At 57.7% G+C, this 21,534-nt stretch carries 11 protein-coding genes; 8 read left to right on the top strand and 3 right to left on the bottom strand.

What is annotated here, in order from left to right; all coding sequences use genetic code 11:
- Nucleotides 1-1,162: cation:proton antiporter (locus tag RRB22_14790; protein ID MDT8385672.1), on the top strand; the 1,162-nt coding region annotated here is incomplete at its 5' end.
- Between the two features lie 327 nt (nucleotides 1,163-1,489).
- On the opposite strand, the gene RRB22_14795 is transcribed toward RRB22_14790, so the two are convergent.
- Nucleotides 1,490-2,338 carry a nucleotidyl transferase AbiEii/AbiGii toxin family protein gene (locus tag RRB22_14795; GenBank protein MDT8385673.1) on the bottom strand — a complete coding sequence of 283 codons (849 nt, stop codon included), beginning with the start codon at nucleotides 2,336-2,338 and terminating at the stop codon, nucleotides 1,490-1,492.
- Nucleotides 2,335-2,985 (bottom strand): type IV toxin-antitoxin system AbiEi family antitoxin domain-containing protein, encoded by a 651-nt coding sequence (locus RRB22_14800; protein MDT8385674.1) that lies wholly within the window; start codon nucleotides 2,983-2,985, stop codon nucleotides 2,335-2,337. Before RRB22_14800 ends, RRB22_14795 begins: the two co-directional genes overlap by 4 nt.
- Before the next feature lie 230 nt (nucleotides 2,986-3,215).
- Here RRB22_14800 and RRB22_14805 point away from each other — a divergent pair, with 230 nt between their 5' ends.
- The 6 genes from RRB22_14805 (at nucleotide 3,216) to RRB22_14830 (ending at nucleotide 11,488) form a co-directional block, all read left to right on the top strand.
- Complete coding sequence (locus RRB22_14805) at nucleotides 3,216-3,830, top strand: restriction endonuclease subunit S (protein ID MDT8385675.1); 615 nt, start codon at nucleotides 3,216-3,218, stop codon at nucleotides 3,828-3,830.
- Nucleotides 3,831-3,901: 71 nt separating this feature from the next.
- Nucleotides 3,902-5,419 carry a type I restriction-modification system subunit M gene (locus tag RRB22_14810; GenBank protein ID MDT8385676.1) on the top strand — a complete coding sequence of 506 codons (1,518 nt, stop codon included), beginning with the start codon at nucleotides 3,902-3,904 and terminating at the stop codon, nucleotides 5,417-5,419.
- Nucleotides 5,409-6,635, top strand: coding sequence for a restriction endonuclease subunit S (locus tag RRB22_14815; protein ID MDT8385677.1), 1,227 nt, complete (start codon nucleotides 5,409-5,411; stop codon nucleotides 6,633-6,635). Before RRB22_14810 ends, RRB22_14815 begins: the two co-directional genes overlap by 11 nt.
- Nucleotides 6,632-7,303, top strand: a complete 672-nt coding sequence (locus RRB22_14820; GenBank protein ID MDT8385678.1) for a DUF3800 domain-containing protein — start codon at nucleotides 6,632-6,634, stop codon at nucleotides 7,301-7,303. Before RRB22_14815 ends, RRB22_14820 begins: the two co-directional genes overlap by 4 nt.
- 143 nt (nucleotides 7,304-7,446) lie before the next feature.
- Nucleotides 7,447-10,734: an HsdR family type I site-specific deoxyribonuclease gene (locus RRB22_14825; protein MDT8385679.1), complete on the top strand. Its 3,288-nt coding sequence runs from the start codon at nucleotides 7,447-7,449 to the stop codon at nucleotides 10,732-10,734.
- Nucleotides 10,727-11,488, top strand: a complete 762-nt coding sequence (locus RRB22_14830; GenBank protein ID MDT8385680.1) for a SprT family zinc-dependent metalloprotease — start codon at nucleotides 10,727-10,729, stop codon at nucleotides 11,486-11,488. The genes RRB22_14825 and RRB22_14830 overlap by 8 nt, the downstream gene beginning before the upstream one ends.
- Nucleotides 11,489-11,529: 41 nt before the next feature.
- Here the strand turns inward: RRB22_14830 and RRB22_14835 are convergent, their stop codons facing one another.
- Nucleotides 11,530-20,103, bottom strand: coding sequence for a glucoamylase family protein (locus RRB22_14835; protein ID MDT8385681.1), 8,574 nt, complete (start codon nucleotides 20,101-20,103; stop codon nucleotides 11,530-11,532).
- Nucleotides 20,104-20,815: 712 nt separating this feature from the next.
- Between RRB22_14835 and RRB22_14840 the strand changes: the two genes are divergently transcribed.
- The gene (locus RRB22_14840; GenBank protein ID MDT8385682.1) at nucleotides 20,816-21,274 is read left to right on the top strand and encodes a PRC-barrel domain-containing protein; all 459 of its coding nucleotides are present in this window, start codon (nucleotides 20,816-20,818) and stop codon (nucleotides 21,272-21,274) included.
- Nucleotides 21,275-21,534: the final 260 nt, after the last annotated feature.

Genomic DNA, 21,534 nt, shown 5'->3' on the forward strand with positions numbered 1-21,534 from the left:
GCTGTTTTCCGCCGGCGTCAAAATGCCCGTGCCGTTCAGCTTCGCCCGCTGGCGCGCACCGATTCTGCTGGCATCGGTGTCGATGGCGGTCAGCGTTGGGCTGGTCGCCGCCTTTGCCTACTTCCTGCTCGGCCTGCCACTCGGCGCCGGCATCTTGCTCGGCGCGATCCTGGCGCCCACCGATCCAGTGCTGGCGACCGATGTGCAGACCCGCCATCCCGGCGACCGCGACCAGCTTCGCTTCACGTTGACCTGCGAGGCGGGCATGAACGATGGCAGCGCCTTTCCGTTTGTGATGCTGGGGATGGGATTGCTCGGACTGCACGAGCTCGGTGGATTCGGCCAGCGCTGGGCAATAGTCGATGTGCTGTGGGCCACCGTGTCGGGGGTCGCCATCGGGGTCGCGTCCGGCGCTGCGCTGGCCCATCTGGGGCGGAAGCTGCGCGGCACGCCGCCCAGGCACAAGCTGATGGACGACTTCCTCGGACTTGGCCTGATCGGTGTGGTGTATGGCCTGAGTGAGCTGGTCGATGCGTGGGGGTTTCTGGCGGTGTTTTTCGCGGCCGTCGCGCTGCGCCAGACCGAACTTAAACTCGCCGGCGCCGATATGAACAACGCCGCGCTGGACACCCCGAATCGGTTGCAAACCGGCCTGAACGAACCGGGAGCGGAAAACCCTGACTCAGAAAACACTGGCTCGGAAAATTCTGGCCCGGAAAACGAGCCCACGCCGACCGTCAGCGGAGGATCGCTGATATTCAAGGAGCACCTGGAAAGGCTCTCGGAATTGATGCTCGTCCTGCTGATCGGCGGCACCTTGTTTCTCGATTCCTGGAGCTGGCGTGCGGTGGGGCTCGCGTTATTCCTGTTTATGGTGGCGCGCCCGGTCAGCGTTATGATCGGCCTGATGGGCATGCGCACCTCGTGGCCGACACGCAGCATGATCGGTTGGTTCGGGGTGCGCGGCATCGGTTCGCTGTACTACCTGATGTTCGCCATCCAGCATGGCCTCCCCGAGGAGCTGGCCCTGGATCTGATCCGGTTGACGCTGATTGCGGTCACGCTTTCGATTCTCGTTCACGGCACCAGCGTCAAGCCGCTGATGAGCTGGTTTTTGCGTTACCGCAGGCATCAGAGCCTGCGAAAAAATCGACGGATGTAGCGAGGGCGTCGTTTTTCGAGCGAAACAACGCGCGCTACGTGAAAACAAGGGAGTTTGGTAGACCAAGTGACCGCCATTTTCACGTAGTGCAACGCCGTTGCAGCCGAAAAACGACGTCCGCAGTAGGTCGACGGTTTTTTCACAGGCTCTCAGCCGAGAGACAACAGGACCGGACCCGATCAATCAACTGAATCTAAAACAGAACGCACCGACAAATGAGGTATTTAATGGCACGCACGCAGTACTCGTAGAGACTGCCTGCTTCGGGCGAGCCATGGCGTCGCATGGAACAGCGCCATTTTGTCACCAATCCGTTTCTATGTTTTTTCAATACGCCGCCAGTTGATGTAACTTATTAACAAAGAACTTCTCGCTCCACAGCGTCAGGCTCTTCTGTTCGACCGGCTTCAGGAAGCGTTCAACATCTTCGGCGGCATCCAGCCAGTTAATCGCTGCGATTTTTTCGCCCAAGGTTTTCACCAGCCATTCCCGATCCACATTCAAATTTTGCCCCTGCCACGGCCCATACTGAAACAGCGCATTCTTCAGCAGCTCCAGCTTGGGAGTAATCCCCTGCGCCACATACCAGTTAAAGTCATACCAATCGCGTCCTTTGATGTAAGGGCGACATAACAGGGCATGTGTTTTCAGGGCAAAATTACTGCCCAGGTCCTGATGGCAAACCTCATAATCGACCGGGAAATCAAGATAGGTAAATTCAAAACCAGACCCTCTCGGCGGATTGGCATCAATCTCCAACTTGATTGTCAGTTTCTTGCCACGCTGATTATTAAAAAAACTCAAATTCAATTGATTGGCGATGGAGGTATCCTTGATCAACGCCGCCTTGACATGTTGATCCATGTGCTGCCTGTCCAGCACCTCCGGCGCAATACCAAACTCTTCACAGGTCTTCGCAATATTCTCCAGATAGGGTTGCCACCTGAAACCCGGATTCGGCTCGCGCAAGATAAAATCGATATCCTCCGAGAACCGGTTCAGGCCATGCAAAATCCGTAAACTCGTCCCGCCCTGAAAGGCCGCCACTTCAAAAAAATCCGCGCGCCACAAGGCGAACAAAATAATCTCCTGCACAATCTCCTTGAGCGCATTTTCTTCCTCAATGAGGCTGGCCGCTTTGTATTCCGCCAAGCGCTTTTGAATCAGGTCAATCATAATCCCAACGACCTTTGCAGTTCTGAAAGGAACGCCTGCTCCCTTTTGCCTTTGTAGACATCCAACAACCTCGTGATATCCAACGATGTCACGGTACGCAGTTGCTGCTCATCGATGCGCATGCCACGCGTTAAAAAATCCAGCCCCTGCCAGGCAAGCTTGCGCAAGTACACCAGGTCCATCAAGGCCCGCAGCGGCTCCGCAATCAACGCCACCTGCTGCTGTAACTCATGCCGCGCAACCGATTGCAGGAAGTAGCCGGTGTTAGTCGTCATGCGCCGAAACTCAAATTTGCCCAGGCGCTCATGTTCGTAGCTCACCGACTTACCCTTGGGCACCACACTCAAAACCACGTGTACCGCCTCCGGAATCCAGCCATGGAAACTCAGTGCCGACTCCCCGCTCACGTAACTGCCAGGTTCCAAATGCTGCGCCAGGGCAAAGGGGTGTACCGGCTTATCGCGCAATTCATCTGCCAGCACATAAATACCCCGTTTCACCCTGACCAGATCGCCCGCCTTCAAGGCGCGATTCACCAGCCCGTAGCGGCTCTCGTCACTGCCGCCCAGCAGGCGTGCCAGTTGCCGGTCATTTAAGACATGATTGGCCTGCCCCTGGTTAATAAGCTGTTTGGCTAACGGTGTCACGGTGGTCTTCCTATAGGTCGTCTATGCAGTATTTGACCCAACTATACAATAATTTCCAGATACTTCCACTATTTGGAAGTATTATGAGAAATGTTTTATAAATATGTTTACAGTAGACCATCTACTGCACTTGACTTCTGCCTGGATAGAGATAAAATTGCCAGTGTTCACCAGTAGCCACTCTACTAGAGAGTCCCCACTGGTTCAGTATCATATTTATACGGGTCGAGATGGGTAAACACACGAAAACAGCCAAACTCAGCGAGCTGGCGGATATCCGCACCGGCCACCCTTTCCGTGGCAGCGTAGAACACACACCCACGTCATGGGATTATTACGTTTTGCAACTCAAGGATGTGCAGAAGGACTGTCACATCAGCCTGGAGCAGGCCGCCCAGGTCAGTATGACCGACGAAAGACCACCCCAGCCCCTCCAGCCCGGAGACATCCTGCTGCGCGCCCGTGGCGGCTATTACTATAGCGGCCTGTTCAGCGGAGAACGGCCCAATGTCATTGCCGCCGCGCAATTCTTCATCCTGACGCCCGACATCCGCAAGGTCGCCCCGGCGTATTTATGCTGGTACCTCAACCAGCCTGCCAGCCAGCAGTATTTCGAGCGCAACGACACCGGCACCAATATCTCCATGATCAACAAGCGCACTATCCGTGAGCTACTGGTCACCCTGCCCTCCCTGGCGACCCAACATAAAATCGCCACGATCCACCAGGGCTGGTTGAAGGAAAAGACCCTCACCGAACAGTTACTCCATAACCGTGAGCAAATGGTTCGCGGCTTGTGCCAGGCATATATTAACCGCGATTTTCAGAACAGAGACGCATCATGAAACCAAAACAGACATCAGCAACCGAACAAGACCCAAACCTGAATCTGCTGGAGTTAACCAGGCAGGACGCCATGCGGCAGGACGTCATCAACAAGGCCGTGTGGCGCGCCTGCGACACCTTCCGTGGCACCATCGACGCCAGTGTATACAAGGACTATGTGCTGACCATGCTGTTCGTGAAATACCTCAGCGACGTCTGGCAGGACCACTATGACAACTACCAGAAGGAACATGGCGACCATCCCGAGCTCATCGTAGAGCTGATGAAGAACGAACGCTTTGTCCTGCCGGAAAAAGCCAATTTTAAACACCTGTACGAACACCGTTATGAACCCGGCAATGGCGAGCGCATCGACAAGGCCCTGCACGCCATTGAAGAAAGCAATCTCGCCAAGCTGCGCGATGTATTCCAGGACATTAGCTTCAATGCCAACAAACTCGGTGAGGAGTCGCAAAAAAATGACCTGCTGCGCCACCTGCTGGAAGACTTTGCCAAAAAAGAACTCGACCTGCGCCCCTCAAAAATCGGCAAGCTGGACATCATCGGCAACGCCTACGAGTTCCTGATCAAAAGCTTCGCCTCGGGCGCCGGCAAGAGCGCCGGTGAATTCTATACCCCGCCGGAGGTCTCCGAACTGATCGCAGAACTGGTCGCCCCGCAGGAAGGCGATGAAATCTGCGACCCGACCTGTGGCTCCGGCTCCCTGTTGCTGAAGTGCGGCCAGCAAATCAAACGCCACTTCAACGGCTCGAAGAAATACGCCCTCTACGGACAGGAGGCGATCGGCTCCACCTGGGCGCTGGCCAAAATGAACATGTTCCTGCACGGCGAGGACAATCACCGCATCGAATGGGGCGATAGCATCCGCAACCCCAAACTGCTGGACGGCGAAGACAATCTGAAACACTTCGATGTGGTGGTCGCCAATCCGCCCTTCTCGCTGGAAAAATGGGGCCACGACACGGCGGAGCACGAACGCTTCGGCCGCTTCCGCCGTGGCATCCCGCCCCGGACCAAGGGCGACTACGCCTTCATCCTGCACATGATCGAAGTGCTGAAACCGCCGGTGAAAAACAAACCCGGCGGCCGCATGGGTGTGGTCGTGCCCCACGGCGTGCTGTTCCGTGGCTCCAGCGAAGGCCGCATTCGCCAGCAACTCATCGAGGAAAACCTGCTCGACGCCGTCATAGGCCTGCCGGAAAAACTCTTTTACGGCACCGGCATCCCGGCGGCGATTCTGATCTTTAAAAAGAAAAAGGCCGATGACAAAGTGCTGTTCATCGACGCCAGTCGGGAATTCTCCTCCGGCAAGAATCAGAACAATCTGACCATGGACAATATTGCCAAGATCGTCAGCACCTACGAACAAAGGCAAAACGTGGACAAATACGCCTACCTGGCCAGCAAAGAGGAGATCGCCGAGAACGATTACAACCTGAACATTCCGCGTTATGTCGATACCTTCGAGGAAGAGGAAGAGATCGTTCTCGTGGCGGTGCGCATGGAGCGGATGGAACTGAAGAAGCAGCTTACCGAACTGGAAAAGGAGATGGATGGGTATCTGAAGGAGTTGGGTTATGACTCCTGAGGGGTGGGTGCACACTAAACTAGGTAAAGTAGCAGCCACAGTTACTAGTGGATCACGTGATTGGGCTCAATACTACTCTGATTCAGGTGCAAAATTTATTCGAATGACTAATCTTCGGCGCGACGGAATCGATCTTAATCTCGATGATTTAAAGTTTGTGGATGTGAAGAGTGATTCTGCAGACGGGAAGCGAACACAGCTTAAGCATGGAGATATTTTAATCTCTATTACTGCAGAACTAGGGAAGATTGGCTGGATTCCTAATAATCTAGGCGAGGCATACATTAATCAACATACGGCATTAGTTAGATTAAAGAAAAAGCACTCTGACTCGAAATTTATCGCATATCTTCTTTCATCAAAGAAGATGCATAACAGCATAAACCGACTAAATGATGCTGGCGCTAAAGCCGGATTAAACTTGCAAACAATTAAATCAATCCCAATCGTTTTGCCGCCAATTGGAGAGCAAGCCAAAATCGCCAACATCCTCTCCACCTGGGACAAGGCGATTGAAATCGTCGAAAAACTCATCGACAACAGCCGCGCACAGAAAAAAGCCCTGATGCAGCAGTTGTTGAGTGGCAAGAAGAGGTTGCCTGGGTTTAATGACAAATGGGAATACAAAAAGATCAGCCAGATCGCAAAACGTATTCAGCGTAAATCGGATTCGCAAGAGCACCCTATTCTCACCATCTCATCATTGACTGGTTTTGTAACGCAAGAGGAACGATATAGTCGTTACATGGCCGGTGAGAGCGTCAATAATTATATTCTGCTAAAAAATGGAGAGTTTGCGTACAACAAAGGAAATTCGAAGACATATCAATTTGGCTGCGTTTTTGATTTGGAAACATTCAAAACCGGACTTGTACCGCACGTCTATGTCTGCTTCAAACTTAACAAAGAACTAAGTCATCGCTTCTACAAATACCTGTTTGAAGCAGATTATTTAAAGCCACAATTAGGCAGGCTGGTAAATACAGGTGTACGTAACAATGGGCTATTAAATATCAAGCCATCGGAATTCATGGGGACAAAAGTGCCAGTTCCCTCCTATGAGGAACAAGAAAAAATTGCGGATTTATTGCACACAGCTAATCAAAACATTTCAAATTTAAGAACTCAATTAGACCTGCTTAAAGAAGAAAAAAGAGCTCTCATGCAACAACTCCTCACTGGCAAGCGACGAGTCAAAGTGGAGGCGGCAGCTTGACTGTATCTGCGTCCAAAAAGGTACTCTATCTCTTTCTCGATGAGGGCGGGAACTTCGATTTTTCGCCAACGGGTACCCGGTACTTCACTCTCACCAGTGTCGCCATGTGCCGGCCATTTTCGATCCGCGAATCGTGGGATGACTATCGGCACGAACTGCTCGAAATGGGACGGGATGTAGAGTATTTCCATTGCGCCGACGATAACCGCTATCTGCGTGAGCGGCTTTTCGGCATCCTGAATGATCATTCGGATCAGTTACGCATTGACAGCCTGATCGTCGAAAAGCCCAAAACAGGGCCAGCCCTGAGGGTGGATAGTCGCTTCTACCCCGAGATGCTCTGTTACTTGCTGCGGCATGTTTTCGAGAAGCATGATGGATATGACGAGATTATTGTCATCACTGACACCATTCCGCACAACAAGAAACGCAAGGCGGTGGAAAAAGGGGTCAAGCAATCGCTGAAACGGATGCTTCCCGCGGGCATGACCTATCGTGTTTTGCATCAGGCATCCCGGGCCCACTACGGCTTACAGGTGGCAGACTATTGCAACTGGGCGATTTACCGAAAGTGGGATACAGGTGAAACGACCTACTATGACCAGATCAGACCGGCGATTCATAGCGAGTTTGAGTTATTCAGGCGGGGCGAGCGGAGGTATTACTGAGGGCTGGAAAAGCGACCGCCCCGACTACACCTTGCGGTGAGAGCCTATGGGGCTCTTGTCATCGGGGCGGGACATTTGATTAGAGTCTGGCCTAATTTCAGTGAAAAGTAAAGCCGGCTTACATCGGCATACGGGCAATTGATATGGATACATTCACACCCAACACCCAGGAAGAATACAGCGCCAAGCTACCGGCATTGAAGCTGCTCATGACCCTGGGATATGACTACCTGCCGCCTGCACAATGCCTGCAAAAACGCGGCAGCGAGCGCGAAATCCTGTTGCGCGAGGTCCTGATCCAGCACCTGCAACAGTACCGTTTCACACTACGTGGCCGTGAACACGCCCTCTCCCCCAATGCCATTGAACAGATCGTCCGTGATATTGCCACCCCGGCCATGAACGAGGGCCTGCTCAGCGCCAATGAACGGATTTACCACCAGCTTATGCTGGGTATTACGGTGACCGAATTTATCGAGGGTAAAAAAGAGAGCATCACCGTTCCCTTGATCGATTGGCTTAACGTCGGAAAAAACACTTTCCAGGTGACGGAAGAATACAGCGTGCTCAATACCGCCGGGACTTTTACCCGCCGTCCGGATATCGTCTGTTTCATCAATGGCATCCCTTTAGTGGTTATCGAGGCCAAGCGTCCGGACAGTCATAACCCCAACAAGGACATGCTCAAGGAAGGGATCTCGCAGCAACTGCGCAACCAGGGGGTGAATGAGATTCCCTACCTGTTCGCCTACTCCCAGTTGTTGATGTCCATTAACGGTATCGATGGCCGCTATGCCACCACCCGGACCGACGCCAAGTTCTGGACCGCCTGGAAAGAGGAAGACCTCAAGCCCGACGTCGTTGACGAAATCAAGAACCGCCCGCTCACGGCCAAGCAACAGGCCCTGCTGTTTGCCGATCGCGGCCGCGCCACCCGCCGCTATTTTGAAAACCTGTGGTCCGAGCATGTGCTGCCCACGGGGCAGGATACCCTGTTAATCAGCCTGTTGCGCCCTGACCGGCTGCTGGAATTTATCCGCTACTTTATCCTGTTTGACAAAAAGGTGGGCAAGGTGGCCGCGCGCTATTCGCAGGCCTTTGGCATCAAGCGGCTTATTGAGCAGATTAGTAACGTCGCGCCGGATGGCCACCGCGAAGGTGGCGTGCTCTGGCATACCACCGGTTCCGGCAAGTCCTTCACCATGGTGTTTCTCACCAAGGCCCTGCTGCTGCGCGAGGAACTGAAGCAATGCCGCGTGATCGTGGTGACCGACCGCATCGATCTGGAAAAACAACTGGCGCGCACCTTTGTCAGCGGCGGGGCCTTCGGCTCGGCCATTGCCACCAGGAAAGAAGGCGAAAAGGCCAAGGTCGGTTCCGGGCGGGAGCTGGCCAAACGCATCGCCCATGGCGAGGACCGCATTATCTTTACCATCATCAACAAGTTCGCCTCGGCCTCGAAACTCAAGGAGTGCTACAACCCCAGCGCGAACCTGATCGTACTCATCGATGAGGGCCACCGCAGCCATAACCGGGAAAACCATGAGCGCATGCGCCGGGCCCTGCCCAACGCCTCCTACATCGCCTTCACCGGCACGCCACTATTGAAAGACGAAAAGACCGTCAACAAATTCGGCCCCATTGTGCATGCCTATACCATGAAACAGGCGGTGGCTGATGGCACGGTGACCCCGCTGCTCTACGAAGAACGTCAGCCGGAACTGATCGTTAACGAAAAGGCCATCGACAACTGGTTTGAGATGATCACAGCGACCTTGAGCGATAAGCAGAAGGCCGATCTGAAAAAGAAGTTCGCCAACAAGGGCGTCGTCTACAGTTCCGACAACCGCATTGAACTCATTGCCTGGGACATCGCCACCCACTTCAACAGCAACTTCAAGACCCTGAACCTGGGCCTGAAGGGCCAGGTCGCGACGGACAGTAAAATTTCCGCCATCCGCTACAAGAAACACCTGGATGCCACCGGCCTGGTGAGCTCCGCCGTCATCATCTCCCCGCCCGATACCCGCGAGGGTCATGAAAGCGTGGATGACAAGAGCCTGCCCGAAGTACAGCAATGGTGGCAGGAGAGTGTCGGGACACGTGACGAGGCCGAATATACGCAGGGCGTGCTGGAGGATTTCAGCACCGAAGGGCCGCCGGATCTGCTCATTGTGGTGGATAAATTACTCACGGGCTTCGATGAGCCCCGCAATGCGGTGCTGTATATCGACAAACCCTTAAAGGAACATAACCTGATTCAGGCCATTGCCCGTGTCAACCGCCTGCACGAGGCCAAAAAGTATGGCCTGCTGATTGATTATCGCGGCATCCTGACCGAACTGGATACCGCCATCAAGGATTACCAGAATCTCGCCGAAAGCACGCAAGGCGGCTATAGCATTGATGATATCGACGGCCTGTATAACCAGATCAGTACCGAGTACAAACGCCTGCCGGCCTTGCATAAGGCCTTGTGGGATATTTTCAGGTATGTCTATAACAAACGCGACACCGAGCAATACCGTCAATTGCTGGTGCCAAAATGGCAGGAAGATGAAGACGGCCACAGCTATGATGCGCATCAAATGGTTCGCGAGGATTTTTACCATGCACTCACGGAGTTCGGCGTCTGTTTGAAGACTGCGCTCTCCTCCAGTAGTTTCTTCGCCGACAGCAGTTTTAGCGAGAAAGACATCGCACAATACAAGAGGGACCTGGCCTTTTTTGAAAACCTGCGCAAGATTGCCCGCCGCGATGCCGAGGAAACCGTCGATTACAGTGCCTATGACAAACAGTTACGCACCCTGGTTGACAAACAGGTGATCGGTCAGGCCATCAAGGAACCCGAAGGCGTTTATATCGTCGGTGAATTGGGCAAGGAAAGTGATATCAATTCCTGGTCGGAGGAAAAGACCCGCAACGAAACCGACATCATCAAGACACGGGTGAAGAAAAGCATTGAGCAGGAACTGGGCGATGACCCCTATGCTCAAAAGGTACTGTCTGAATTATTGAAAGAAGTGATTAAAGAGGCCGAAGCCCTGTTTGACCATCCGCTCAAGCAATACGCCCTGTTCAAGGCGTTTGAAGAAAAAGTGGAAAACCGTGAAATTGAAGGTATTCCTTCTGAATTAGAAGCCAATCGCCATGCAAAAGCCTATTACGGCATCTTCCGGCTTATTTTAGGCGGTGAGCGTTTCGGGAAATTGACCGATGATGAAGTTGCACAATTGGCCGACGAAGCCCTGGCGATCGACAGGATTGTGACCCAGGCCGTTGCCGAATACTCGCTCAATCCGGCCAATATCGAGGCGGAAATCCGCCAGCAGCTGCTCCCGCGCCTGTTTAAATTAACCGGCATGGATAAAGCCAAGGATATTATTGAAGAAGTTATCAGGATTACACGGTTGGGAGTGAGCGGTGAGTAAGTTGCTGGTTACTGACACAACAAAATATTTCAAACAAACCCTGCAATACGGTGAGGAACGAATCCCCTATCAGGTGTTCTTTATCCCGGGCAGCAAACGCAAAATCAAGGTTGATATCCTGCCCACCGGGACAGTGCATGTGTTTGCACCTGAAACAGCCGACTTTGCCCTCATCAAGGCGGCAGTGAATAAACGCGCCCGGTGGATCTATAACCATCTTCGCAAAATTCAACAACGCCATAACCATGTCCTGCCAAGGGAATACGTGAGCGGTGAAAGTCACTATTACCTGGGGCGGCGATACGTATTAAAAGTCTTCAAAGTCAAAAATATTGAACCCAATGTGAAACTGTTTCGCGGTCAATTACAAGTGCGGGTTAAATCACGCAACCCCGAGGCAATTAAATCCTTACTCAATGGCTGGTATCGAGAACATGCCGAACAGGTGTTCGCGCGCAGAATCGATGACCTCGTAGCGAAGATCAGTTGGTTAAAAACCACCCCCACCTGGAAAATGCGGGTCATGAAAAAGCAATGGGGAAGCTGCTCGGCAAAAGGCGTATTGACGCTGAACCCGCTCCTGGTCAAAGCGCCCCGGGATTGCATCGACTATGTAATTGTTCATGAGATCTGCCACATCAAGGAACACAACCACAGTCCAAAATACTACAAACTATTGAAGAGGCTGTTGCCAAACTGGGAGGAGACCAAATCCCGCCTGGACGGAATGTCTGAATATTTACTGGTGGAATAAATGACCTCGCATTACTCGCACTATATTAATGTGTGCTGCCCTTAGCCCAGCTCCACTTCGACGAAATGCTCCTGGCGGTCATCAATCAGCGGAATGCGGGTGTCGGGACGTTCAGTGCCATCCACGGTCACGCGACTGACCTGCCCCGATGGCTCACCCACGCGCTTGACGGTGATGTGGTAGACCGTCTCGCGATAACGGTAGTGGATCTTGTACGATTCCCAATCGGCGGGGACACACGGTGCAATACGTAGATGGTCTACTTCCAGTTGCAGGCCAAGCAGGGTTTCCACGGTCAGCCGATACATCCAGCCGGCCGCACCGGTATACCAGGTCCAGCCGCCGCGTCCGATGTGCGGCGGCACGCCATAGATGTCTGCGCACATGACGTAAGGCTCGACCTTGTAGCGTTCGATGGCCTCCGGCGTGCTGCCGTGGTGGACGGGATTGAGCATGGCGAAGAATTCCCAGGCGCGTTCGGTATCGCCCAGCATGGCGAATGCCATGGTGGTCCAGATCGCGGCATGGGTATATTGGCCGCCGTTCTCGCGTACGCCGGGGATGTAGCCCTTGATGTAGCCGGGCTCCAGGTCCGACTTGTCGAAAGGCGGGTCGAGTAGCTGGATGATCTGCTTGTCGCGCCGTACCAGGCGCTGGTCCACTGCCGTCATCGCCTGACGGGCACGTACCGGATCGCCGCCCCCGGAGATGACTGCCCAGCTCTGGCTGATCGAATCGATCTGGCATTCGTCGTTGGTGGACGAGCCCAGCGGCGTGCCGTCGTCGAACCAGGCGCGCCGGTACCAGGCGCCGTCCCATGCCTGGGCCTCGATGTTGCTGCGCAGCTGGGCGGCCTGATCGCTGCACAGCTCGGCAAAGTCCGTGTCGTCGCGGCCACGCGCGAGGCCGGCAAACGACTCAAGGTTCTCGACCAGGAACCACGCTAGCCACACGCTCTCGCCCTTGCCTTCTTTGCCGACGAGATTCATACCGTCGTTCCAGTCGCCGCAGCCCATCAGCGGCAAATGATGTGCGCCGAAACGCAGGCCGTGCCTGAGAGCACGCACGCAGTGCTCGTACAGGCTGGCGGCTTCGGGCGAGCGTTGCGGCTGATCGTAGTAGGCCTCCTCTTCCGCATACAGCTCGCGGCCCTCCAGAAAATGGATGGACTCGTCGAGCACGCCGGTGTCGCCGGTCGCCCGCACATAACGGCAAGTAGCATACGGCAGCCACAGATAGTCGTCGGAGAAATGGGTGCGCACGCCCTGCCCATTGGGCGGGTGCCACCAGTGTTGCACGTCGCCCTTGATGAACTGGTGCCCGGCGTGCCGGATCAGCTGCTCACGGGCGAGCCACGGCGTCGCGTGCACCAGTGCCATGGTGTCCTGCAATTGATCACGAAAGCCGTAGGCCCCGCCGGACTGGTAATAGCCGCTGCGTCCCCACAACCGGCAGGACAGGGTTTGATAAACCAGCCAGCCGTTGGCCAGCACGTTGAGCGCCGGATCGGGCGTGTCCACATTCACCGCGCCCAGGGTATGGTTCCAGTGTTCCCACACCGCTGCCAGTGCCTGGCGCGCACCCGCCGGTCCACCGTATTGCTGGATGAAATGCCGTGCCTGCTCGGCGTCGTGCGCCGCGCCGAACACGAACACGATCTCGCGCTCCTGCCCCGCGGCCAGTTCGATCCGGGTCTGGATCGCGGCACAGGGATCGAGGCCGGCGCCGGTTCGGCCCGACAGGCGCTTGCGGCGCATCGCCGCCGGACGCGCCAGCGAGCCGTTGCGGCCGATGAACTCGGTGCGGTTGCCGCTCACTGTCCGCTCGCGCTCGCTGACGTGGGCAAACACCACCCGGTTGGCGCACTCGCGGCCGTAGGCATTGCGGGCGAACAGCGCGCCAGTGTGCGGATCGGTTTCGGTGACGATGTGCATCAGGTTGGCGTGCCGCCACTCGCCGAGCACCAGTTCCCAGTACCCGGTGAGCGACAGGCTGCGCGCACGCTGCGACGTGTTGCGCAGCTTGACCACCACGAACTTCACCGGCGCGTCCATGGCGACGTAGGTGTACAGTTCCGAAGCAATGCCCGCTTCATAGTGCTCGAACACGCTGTAGCCGAAGCCGTACCGGCACACGTAGCCGGAGCGGCCGTGCGCGGGCAGCGGCGTCGGCGACCAGAACGCGCCGGTGTCCTCGTCGCGGATGTAGAGCGCCTCGCCGCTGCTGTCGCAGAGCGGGTCGTTGTGCCAGGTGGTCAGGCGAAACTCGTGGGCGTTTTCCGCCCAGGTATACGCGCCGCCGCTCTCGCTGACGACCGTGCCGATGTGCGGACTGGCAATGACATTGACCCACGGCGCCGGCGTGGTCTGGCCGGGTTCGAGGGTGACGACGTATTCATGCCCGTCGGGCGTGAAGCCGCCGAGGCCGTTGCTGAAAATGCGCTCGCGCGGCGCCAGTGGATAAACCGGTTCGGCGAGCGCTGGCAGCGAGGGCTCCAGCAGGTCCGACGCCCGTTCTGGCGACACGCGGCGGCGTTCCACCTGCTCGATCAGGGTCACGGTGGTGTCGCTGAAGACGATGCGGGCGACCGTCTGCAGCAATACCCGCTCGTCCTCGGTCAGTTCCTCGGCGCGTCGCACGAAGACCCCGCCCGGTTTGTCGAGCACCTGTGCCTCGGGCCCCGCGTTGATCAGCCCCATGATCAGGTCCTGCAGCACCGCCCGGTAGCCCGAGAAATCCTCGTTGACGATCACCAGATCGGCGGCCAGGCCCTTCATGCGCCAGTAGGCGTGGGCCTGTAAAACTTGTTTGACCAGGTCGATGCGGTTGAGGTCACCGATGCGCAGCTTGACGATCGGCAGATCGCCCGAGATGCCGAAGCGCCACAACCCGGACTGGCCCAACTGGTTGCGGGCAATGATGGCGGGGGCGGCGCGGCGCAGGGCACTGCCGTAAATGACCGAGCTGGCCAGACGGCCAAAGACCTGGGCGTCGGCCTCGGTGGCATTGAGGTGACGCAGCACCTCCTGACTCTGGAACCAGGCCATTTCGAAGGCGCGCTCGACGAAGTGGCGGTCGCAGTATTTTTCCAGCAGGGCCAGTGCCGCCTCGCGCGTGTCCGCGATACCGGAGATGATCTGCACGCTGGCCGACTCATCGGGTGACAGCGTCAGGGTGCGGCGGATCGCCACGATGGGGTCGAGCACCGAACCCTCGGTGTTCGACAATGGCGGGCTGTCGCGGCTGTCCAGCACCAGCGGGTTGGCCGCGGTGCGACCGCGCCCGATGAAGCGGGCGCGGTCGGTCTCGTAGGACGGCGCGTCGCTAATCGCGCCCGGTGCGGCCAGCAGGTGAAACATCCAGGGCACCTGCTCGCCCGGTGTACGCGGACGCCGCGTGCAGAGGATCGCCTGGCGTTCGGGCAGGATTTCGGTCTCCACGAACAGATTGCTGAAAGCACGATGCGCCAGATCGGCACTCAAGGGCACCAGCACCACTTCCGCGTAACTCGTCACCTCGATATGCCGGGTACGCGACGACTGGTTGGTGAGCTTGACCCGACGGATCTCGACATCATCTTCAGGGGAAACGCTGATCTCGGTGTGCGCTTCGATCGCCTGATCGCGTCGCCGGTATTCGGCGCGTCCCTGCACGAAGATCGCCTCGTAGTGGTCGGCACGGCGCAGGGTTGGCTGGTGCGCGGTCGACCAGTACTTGCCGCTGTCACGGTCGCGCAGGTAGATGAAGGTGCCCCAACCATCGGCCGTGGCGTCCTCGCGCCAACGGGTGACGGCGAGGTCGCGCCAGCGGCTGGTGCTGCCGCCGGCCTGGGTCACCATGACGTGGTAGTGGCCGTTCGACAACAGGTGGACTTCGGGGATCGGCGTATTCGGGTCGGTGAACACGCGCATGATCGCGCCGATGTCCGCGCTGGGGGGGCGGGCGGCGGCGCTGACTTCGGCCGCGTGCGGGTGCAGGGTAGCGCCCTTCTTCGGCACCCGCTCCTGCAGCAGCAGTTCGGTCGCCCGCGCCAGCGGGTCGGACATGAAGCGGCGCTGCATCGGCTGGTCGAGCAGGACATGCGCAAAGGCCAGCAGGCTCATGCCCTGGTGATGCGCCATGAACGAGCGCACGATGGCGTGCGGCTTGCCACGCGGCACGCGCGTGGGCGTGTAGTCGATGGCCTCGTAGAAACCATAGGCGCCGAGGAATCCCTGCCCGGCCAGCATCTGCAGGTTGCGGCACGCCTCGCGCGGCATCACCGTCAGCGCCAGGGCGCTGGCGTAGGGCGCGATCACCAGGTCGTCACCCAGCCCGCGCTTGAAGCCCAGACCCGGCACACCAAAGGCCCGGTATTGATAGACCTGGTGCATGTCGGTGGCGTTGTAGCAGGACTCGGAAATCCCCCACGGCACCTCGCGTTGCCGGCCGTATTCGATCTGGCGCGACACCGCGGCCTTGCAGGTCTGCTCCAGCAGGGTGTTCGCGTAGCTCGGCATGATCAGCTGCGGCATCAGGTACTCGAACATCGAGCCGCTCCACGAAATCAGGCTGACGTCACTGCCATGACTGGTCAGCAGGCGGCCAAGCGAGAACCAGTGCTTCTGCGGCACCTGTCCCTGCGCGATGAGCAGAAAACTGGCCAGGCGCGCCTCCGATGCCAGCAGGTCGTAGCAGGTCGGATCGCGGCGCCGTTCGCCGACGTCGTAGCCGATGGCCAGCAGGCCGCACGCGGTGTCGTAGAGAAATTCAAAATCCATTGCCGCCAGTGCGCGGCAACGCTGCACCAGATCGTCGATCACGCCAAGCCGTTCGGCCGCGACGGACGAGCGCGCCTCGGTAACCTTGCCGTGTGCGCCAGCCAGTTCCGCCAGTGTCGGGATCGTACTCGGCATCGCGCTGAAGTGCCGCGACTCGGGCAACAGCAACCGAAGTTCGTCCCGAAGCGCCCGTGACTGGCGGTCGAAGGCCTGCGCCCAGTACACCCGTTCGCCATCGATATCGATATCCGCCGGCAGCCATGTCACCAGTTCGCCACCGATGCGGTGAATCTCATTCAGCGCGTTGACGGCGGCAGCCGGCGTTTGCGGCGAGCCTGTCAGCTTGAGTGTGTGGAGCGTGTCCTGCAGCAACGTGATCCTGTTTGCAAGCTCCGGATCGGACGACGCAGGCAGCAGTTCAGCGAACACCTGCAGCGTATCCTGCAGCCCCTGCAATGCATTTGACGACAGCACCGGCTGATCTTTCAGCTCGGCCAGCCCGGCCTGCAGGGTAAGCAGACAACCGGCCAGGTTGCCGCTGTCCACCGACGAGACGTATTGCGGGTGCAGCGGTTGCAGGGTGCGCGTGTCGTACCAGTTATAAAGGTGGCCGCGATAGCGTTCCAGCTTTTCCATCGAGGCGAGCGTGTTGCCGATGCGCTGCAGGCATTCCCCGGCCGTGATGTAGCCGAAATCGACCGCCGCCAGGTCGGCCAGCAGCGACATGCCGATATTGGTGGGCGAGGTGCGTGTGGCGATGGCCGGCGCCGGGTATTCCTGGAAATTGTCGGGCGGCAGCCAGTTGTCCTGCGGGCCGACGAAGTCCGCGAAGTAGCGCCAGGTGCGCCGGGCCGATGTTCGAAGAAACGCCTCTTGATCGGCTCTCAGGTCCGGGGCCGGGGCGGCCAGGGGTCGGCTGATCCACCAGCCGGCGACGGGCGACAGCAGCCACAGCAGCAGAACAGGCGCGGCGGCAAACCATGCCGCTGCAGGGCTTTCGATCATGGCAAGCGCCACGCCCAGCACCAGCGCAATAACCGGCGCGCTCCACATCTCCCGAAAAAATTCGGCCAATGTGCGGCAGGCATTGCGGCGTGCATAGGACGGCAGTTGCCACAGCAACAGGCCGCGGCGCGTGAACAGCATACGCAACCCCGAGCGCAGGATTGCGCCCAGGCAGATCAGCATGTCGTAGGGCAAAAAGGCCAGGGTCAACACGGCGAGCACGAGCGGGCGCCCCGCGGATCTGCCGGTCAGGTTCAGGTGCACTCGCCAGTCGCGTTCTTCGGGCTTGCGAACCAGCTCGATTGCGGCGGACAGCAGGGTGGGCAGGAATATCACCGCCACCACCAGCAAGGTCCAGTACCACCCGGGCCCCGGGCCCAACAACCAGCCGCCGGCCAACAGGGCGAGCAGTGCTGGCGCCACCAGGCTGCGCCGCAGATTGTCGAAAAGCTTCCAGCGCGACAGGGCCGAGAGCGGGTTCGCCTGCCGCTCTGCTCTCGCGCCATTTGACGGCCCCGGCACGCGCGGCAGCAGCCAGCCGGCCAGCTGCCAGTCGCCGCGTATCCAGCGGTGGCGTCGGCTGGCCTCGATAGCGACACTGGCCGGATGTTCCTCAATGAGTTCGACATCGGTCACCAGCGCCGAACGCGCATAGCCGCCTTCCAGCAGGTCGTGGCTGAGGATAAGATTTTCCGGAAAGCGGCCGTCGACGGCCTGACGAAACGCATCGACGTCGTAGATGCCCTTGCCGATAAACGAGCCTTCCCCGAACAGATCCTGGTAGACGTCCGACACCTCGCGCGTGTAGGGATCGATACCGGACTCCCCCGCGAACAATTTCGTGAAGCGGGACTGGCCGGCACTGGTCAGGCTGATCGAGGCGCGCGGTTGCAGGATCGCGTAGCCTTCGACGATGCGGCCCTTGTCGGCATCGTATACCGGCCGGTTGAGCGGATGCGCGAGGTTGCCCACCAGGGTGTGTGCCGCGTCGCGTGGCAGTTGCGTATCGGTATCCAGGGTGATGACGTAGCGGATGGATTTGAAAATAGATGGATCGCCGACGATCTCCGAGAAGGCCGTTTGCGCCTCGCCCCGCAGCCGGGCGTTGAACTGCTCCAGCTTACCGCGCTTGCGCTCGTAGCCCATCCACACCCGCTCGAACGGGTTCCACAGCCGCGGGCGGTGAAACAGATAAAAGATGCACGGGCGGTCCTCGCGGTAGGTCGCGTTGAGTTCCTCGACTGCGGCGCGCGCATAGTCGAGCAGGGCTGCGTCGTCCGGCAGCGTCTGCTCGGGCGCGTCCCGGAAATCCGTGAGCAGGGCAAAGAACAGATTGGGGTCACGATTGCCGAGGTAGCGGATCTCCATGGCTTCGAGCAGCGCATCGACATCCTCGGGTTTCGTCAGCAAGGTGGGGACGATCACCATGGTGCGGTGACTGTCCGGAATCCCGGTGGAGAAATCCAGTCGCGGCAATGCATACGGCTTCACGACGAGCGTGACCAGCAGGTTCACCAGCGGCACGACCAGCGCCGAGGCGCCGATGACAAGGGGAAGCGCCAACAACCCGATCCGCCAGCCATCCGCATGGACCCCGCCCGTAGCAAGGCCGAGCAGGGTCAGCACGGCCACAGTCACGAGTAGCATGAGCAGCAGGATCGGGCCCAGATAAAGGGGGAGGCACAGATACCGGCCCATCCGGCAGACCGCGGATTTCCACGACAGTCGGCAGTCGACCGCACGCTCCAGCTGTGGTCGTCCCTGATCGATCAGGTAGTAGCCCACATGCGTGCTGCGATCCTGCGCGCCCTGTTGCACGACGGCTGCCTGTGCGAGATCAATGGCTTCGCGCGCCACCGCCATTTCGTTGCAGCTGCTGCGTCGCGCCACATCCTCGATGACATGCCGATAGCGGTCGCGGGTGGCGAAATCCTGGCTGGCGTACATCGCCATGGGGTCTGCGCGCAGGATCTGTTCGACGACGCTGAGAGACTCGACGTAGTGCTTCCAGTCCATGGCGCCGATGAAGCGCAGACTGCCGATACTGTTGGCGATGGAAATCTGATTGGCGGCGGCGGTGCGGCCGGCTGCCTCCGATAAGCCGGCTGCGGTCACCCCCTGTTCGGACAGTTTTTGCTCGACCCAGGTTTGCACAAAGGCCATGGCTGGTCCTTGCGCCTGCAGCCGGTCGTAAAACTCCTCCACAAACGGTGCGGTCAGCGGCACATCAGCATGGGCAAACTCGGCCAGCAACTGGATCAGTTGTTTTGGCTCGGTTTCGGCCGCCTCGAGCATGCGGTCCGCCCAGGTGATAGCCGCATCGCGCTCCTCGCGCCGCTGGGCTATGCGCACCCCGACGCGGCGCAGGTTTTCCAGCAGCGCCAGTTGCAGCATGATCGGGAAGGCCCACAGTTCGCCCAGCTTCAGGGGCTCGACGCTCTGGTAGGCGGCAATGAACTGGGTGGCGTTGTCGCTATCGACGCGGCCGTCCATGTGGGAGATCAGCTCCAGCGCCAGGTCGTAGATGCGGGGGAAGCCGGCCGACGGGCCGTCGGCCAGTCGCGGCAATTGCCGGCTGTAGCCGCGCGGCAAATGCCGACGCGCCAGGGTTATCTGCTGCTCGATCAGATAGAAGTTGTCGAGTAACCAGGCCTCGGCCGGCACGATCCGTTGCCCCTGGATGGCGACGGCGGTGACAACGTCATACGCCTCCAACAGAACACGAGCATTATCCGCCAGCCTTGGCAGCAACCGGTCCGGAGCCAGTCGCGGATCGATTCGGTGCTGGCCGGCCAGCGTCACTGCGTGTCGCTTCAGTTGCTCGATACTGAACAGCTCCGCACGCAGCACCTCGGTATCCCAGTGGTGGCGCAGCGCCTTCCGTGTGCGCGCCGAAAATCTGAACGCTTTGCTGTTTATGACATGCTCCTTGCTCGAACTTTGGATGGTCAAGGCATTCCTGGCCATATAATCGGTCTTTACCGAAAATGCATCCCAAGTGCTTGCGGACCCTCAGCCGTTATCGGTTGATTCGGTCACAATTGATTGTATGCTGTTTTGGCGGGAAGTGAGGTCGTCAAGGTAAAAAGAAAGTGGCACCTCGTCTGCGGTGGCCAGATCCGTGCAATATGATACTTACACACCCGGTGGGTGTGGTTTAAACAATTTATTTCGCTAATGGTTTCTCCCTTGTGGGGTACCTGGCAGATCACGCCTGGGAGTTACTATGAGATACCCGTTTCTATCACACCACGTTGACCTCCCCAGCAAAGCTGGGGGTCTCCATTTTGTACGCGTGATGTTTACCATAAGATAGTTTGATATCCACTCTTACCTTACCGCCCATCAGTTACATCCTCTCAATCTTTCTGCTCCCGCCTTAGTGCGTCAGCGAACAGACAGACCAACTCCCTCAGCGTAATTTACAACTTCATCCTGAATTCCATGTCTCGTGGCGATTCAAGCCGCTTCCCGGTAATGATGCCGGGAAGGAGAAGCTGTGATGATGCGGTTAAACCAGACATTTCGTCCGACTAACACACCCGATTCAAAGGAGATTCATATGAAAAAACTACATTCATTTACTTTTTACGCATTGGTCACACCAATTATTACATTAGGTGCAGGTTCGTTGCTGGCTGAACAACCTACTGACCAGGATAGTAATCGTATGCTGCAGAGCACTCAGCAAGACCAGTCTCACATGCAGCAGCGGGGTTATCTGCGCTCTATTCCGGCTAATGGCTGGCAGGCGAGCAAGCTGATCGGTGCCGAGGTTAAAACCACTAAAGGTGATGAGGTGGGCTCGGTGAATGACCTGATTATTGACGAGAAGGGTCAGGTCGCGGCTATTGTCGTCGGTGTCGGCGGATTCCTGGGCATGGGTGAGAAAGATGTCGCCATTGGCTGGGGTGATGTAACAAAATCTAGCAAAACTGGCAAATCCGATAAGGACGAACTGCAGATTAACTTGACTCGTGAGAGCCTGATGTCTGCGCCGGAATTTAAACGAGCTGATTGAATTCCTGTCGCCCACTTATAGTGGATGAATAGACGGCAGCGGCGAAAGTCGCTGCCGTTTTCCTATTCGGCCGACACAAACCCTTAACCCAATGTCCTCATCGGCACCCCGTGCCAGTTCCACACTGTCCCCGGACAGGGCCGACCATCTTCTTACGCATGCCAGGGAAGTCGTTGACGATCACCGCCACGCCGTTACCGTCTCTCTAGTACTCCTTCAAGGTAATATTTGCGGGTTCAGTTGGTCTGTCAGCGTTCAGG

Source organism: Gammaproteobacteria bacterium (genome assembly GCA_032250735.1).
In the GTDB taxonomy this organism is placed as follows: domain Bacteria; phylum Pseudomonadota; class Gammaproteobacteria; order SZUA-152; family SZUA-152; genus SZUA-152.

Coding starts and splice junctions, on each gene's coding strand:
- RRB22_14795 (MDT8385673.1), bottom strand. CDS start 2,338: ATGATTGACCTGATTCAAAAGCGCTTGGCGGAATACAAAGCGGCCAGC.
- RRB22_14805 (MDT8385675.1), top strand. CDS start 3,216: ATGGGTAAACACACGAAAACAGCCAAACTCAGCGAGCTGGCGGATATC.
- RRB22_14810 (MDT8385676.1), top strand. CDS start 3,902: ATGCGGCAGGACGTCATCAACAAGGCCGTGTGGCGCGCCTGCGACACC.
- RRB22_14815 (MDT8385677.1), top strand. CDS start 5,409: ATGACTCCTGAGGGGTGGGTGCACACTAAACTAGGTAAAGTAGCAGCC.
- RRB22_14825 (MDT8385679.1), top strand. CDS start 7,447: ATGGATACATTCACACCCAACACCCAGGAAGAATACAGCGCCAAGCTA.
- RRB22_14840 (MDT8385682.1), top strand. CDS start 20,816: ATGAAAAAACTACATTCATTTACTTTTTACGCATTGGTCACACCAATT.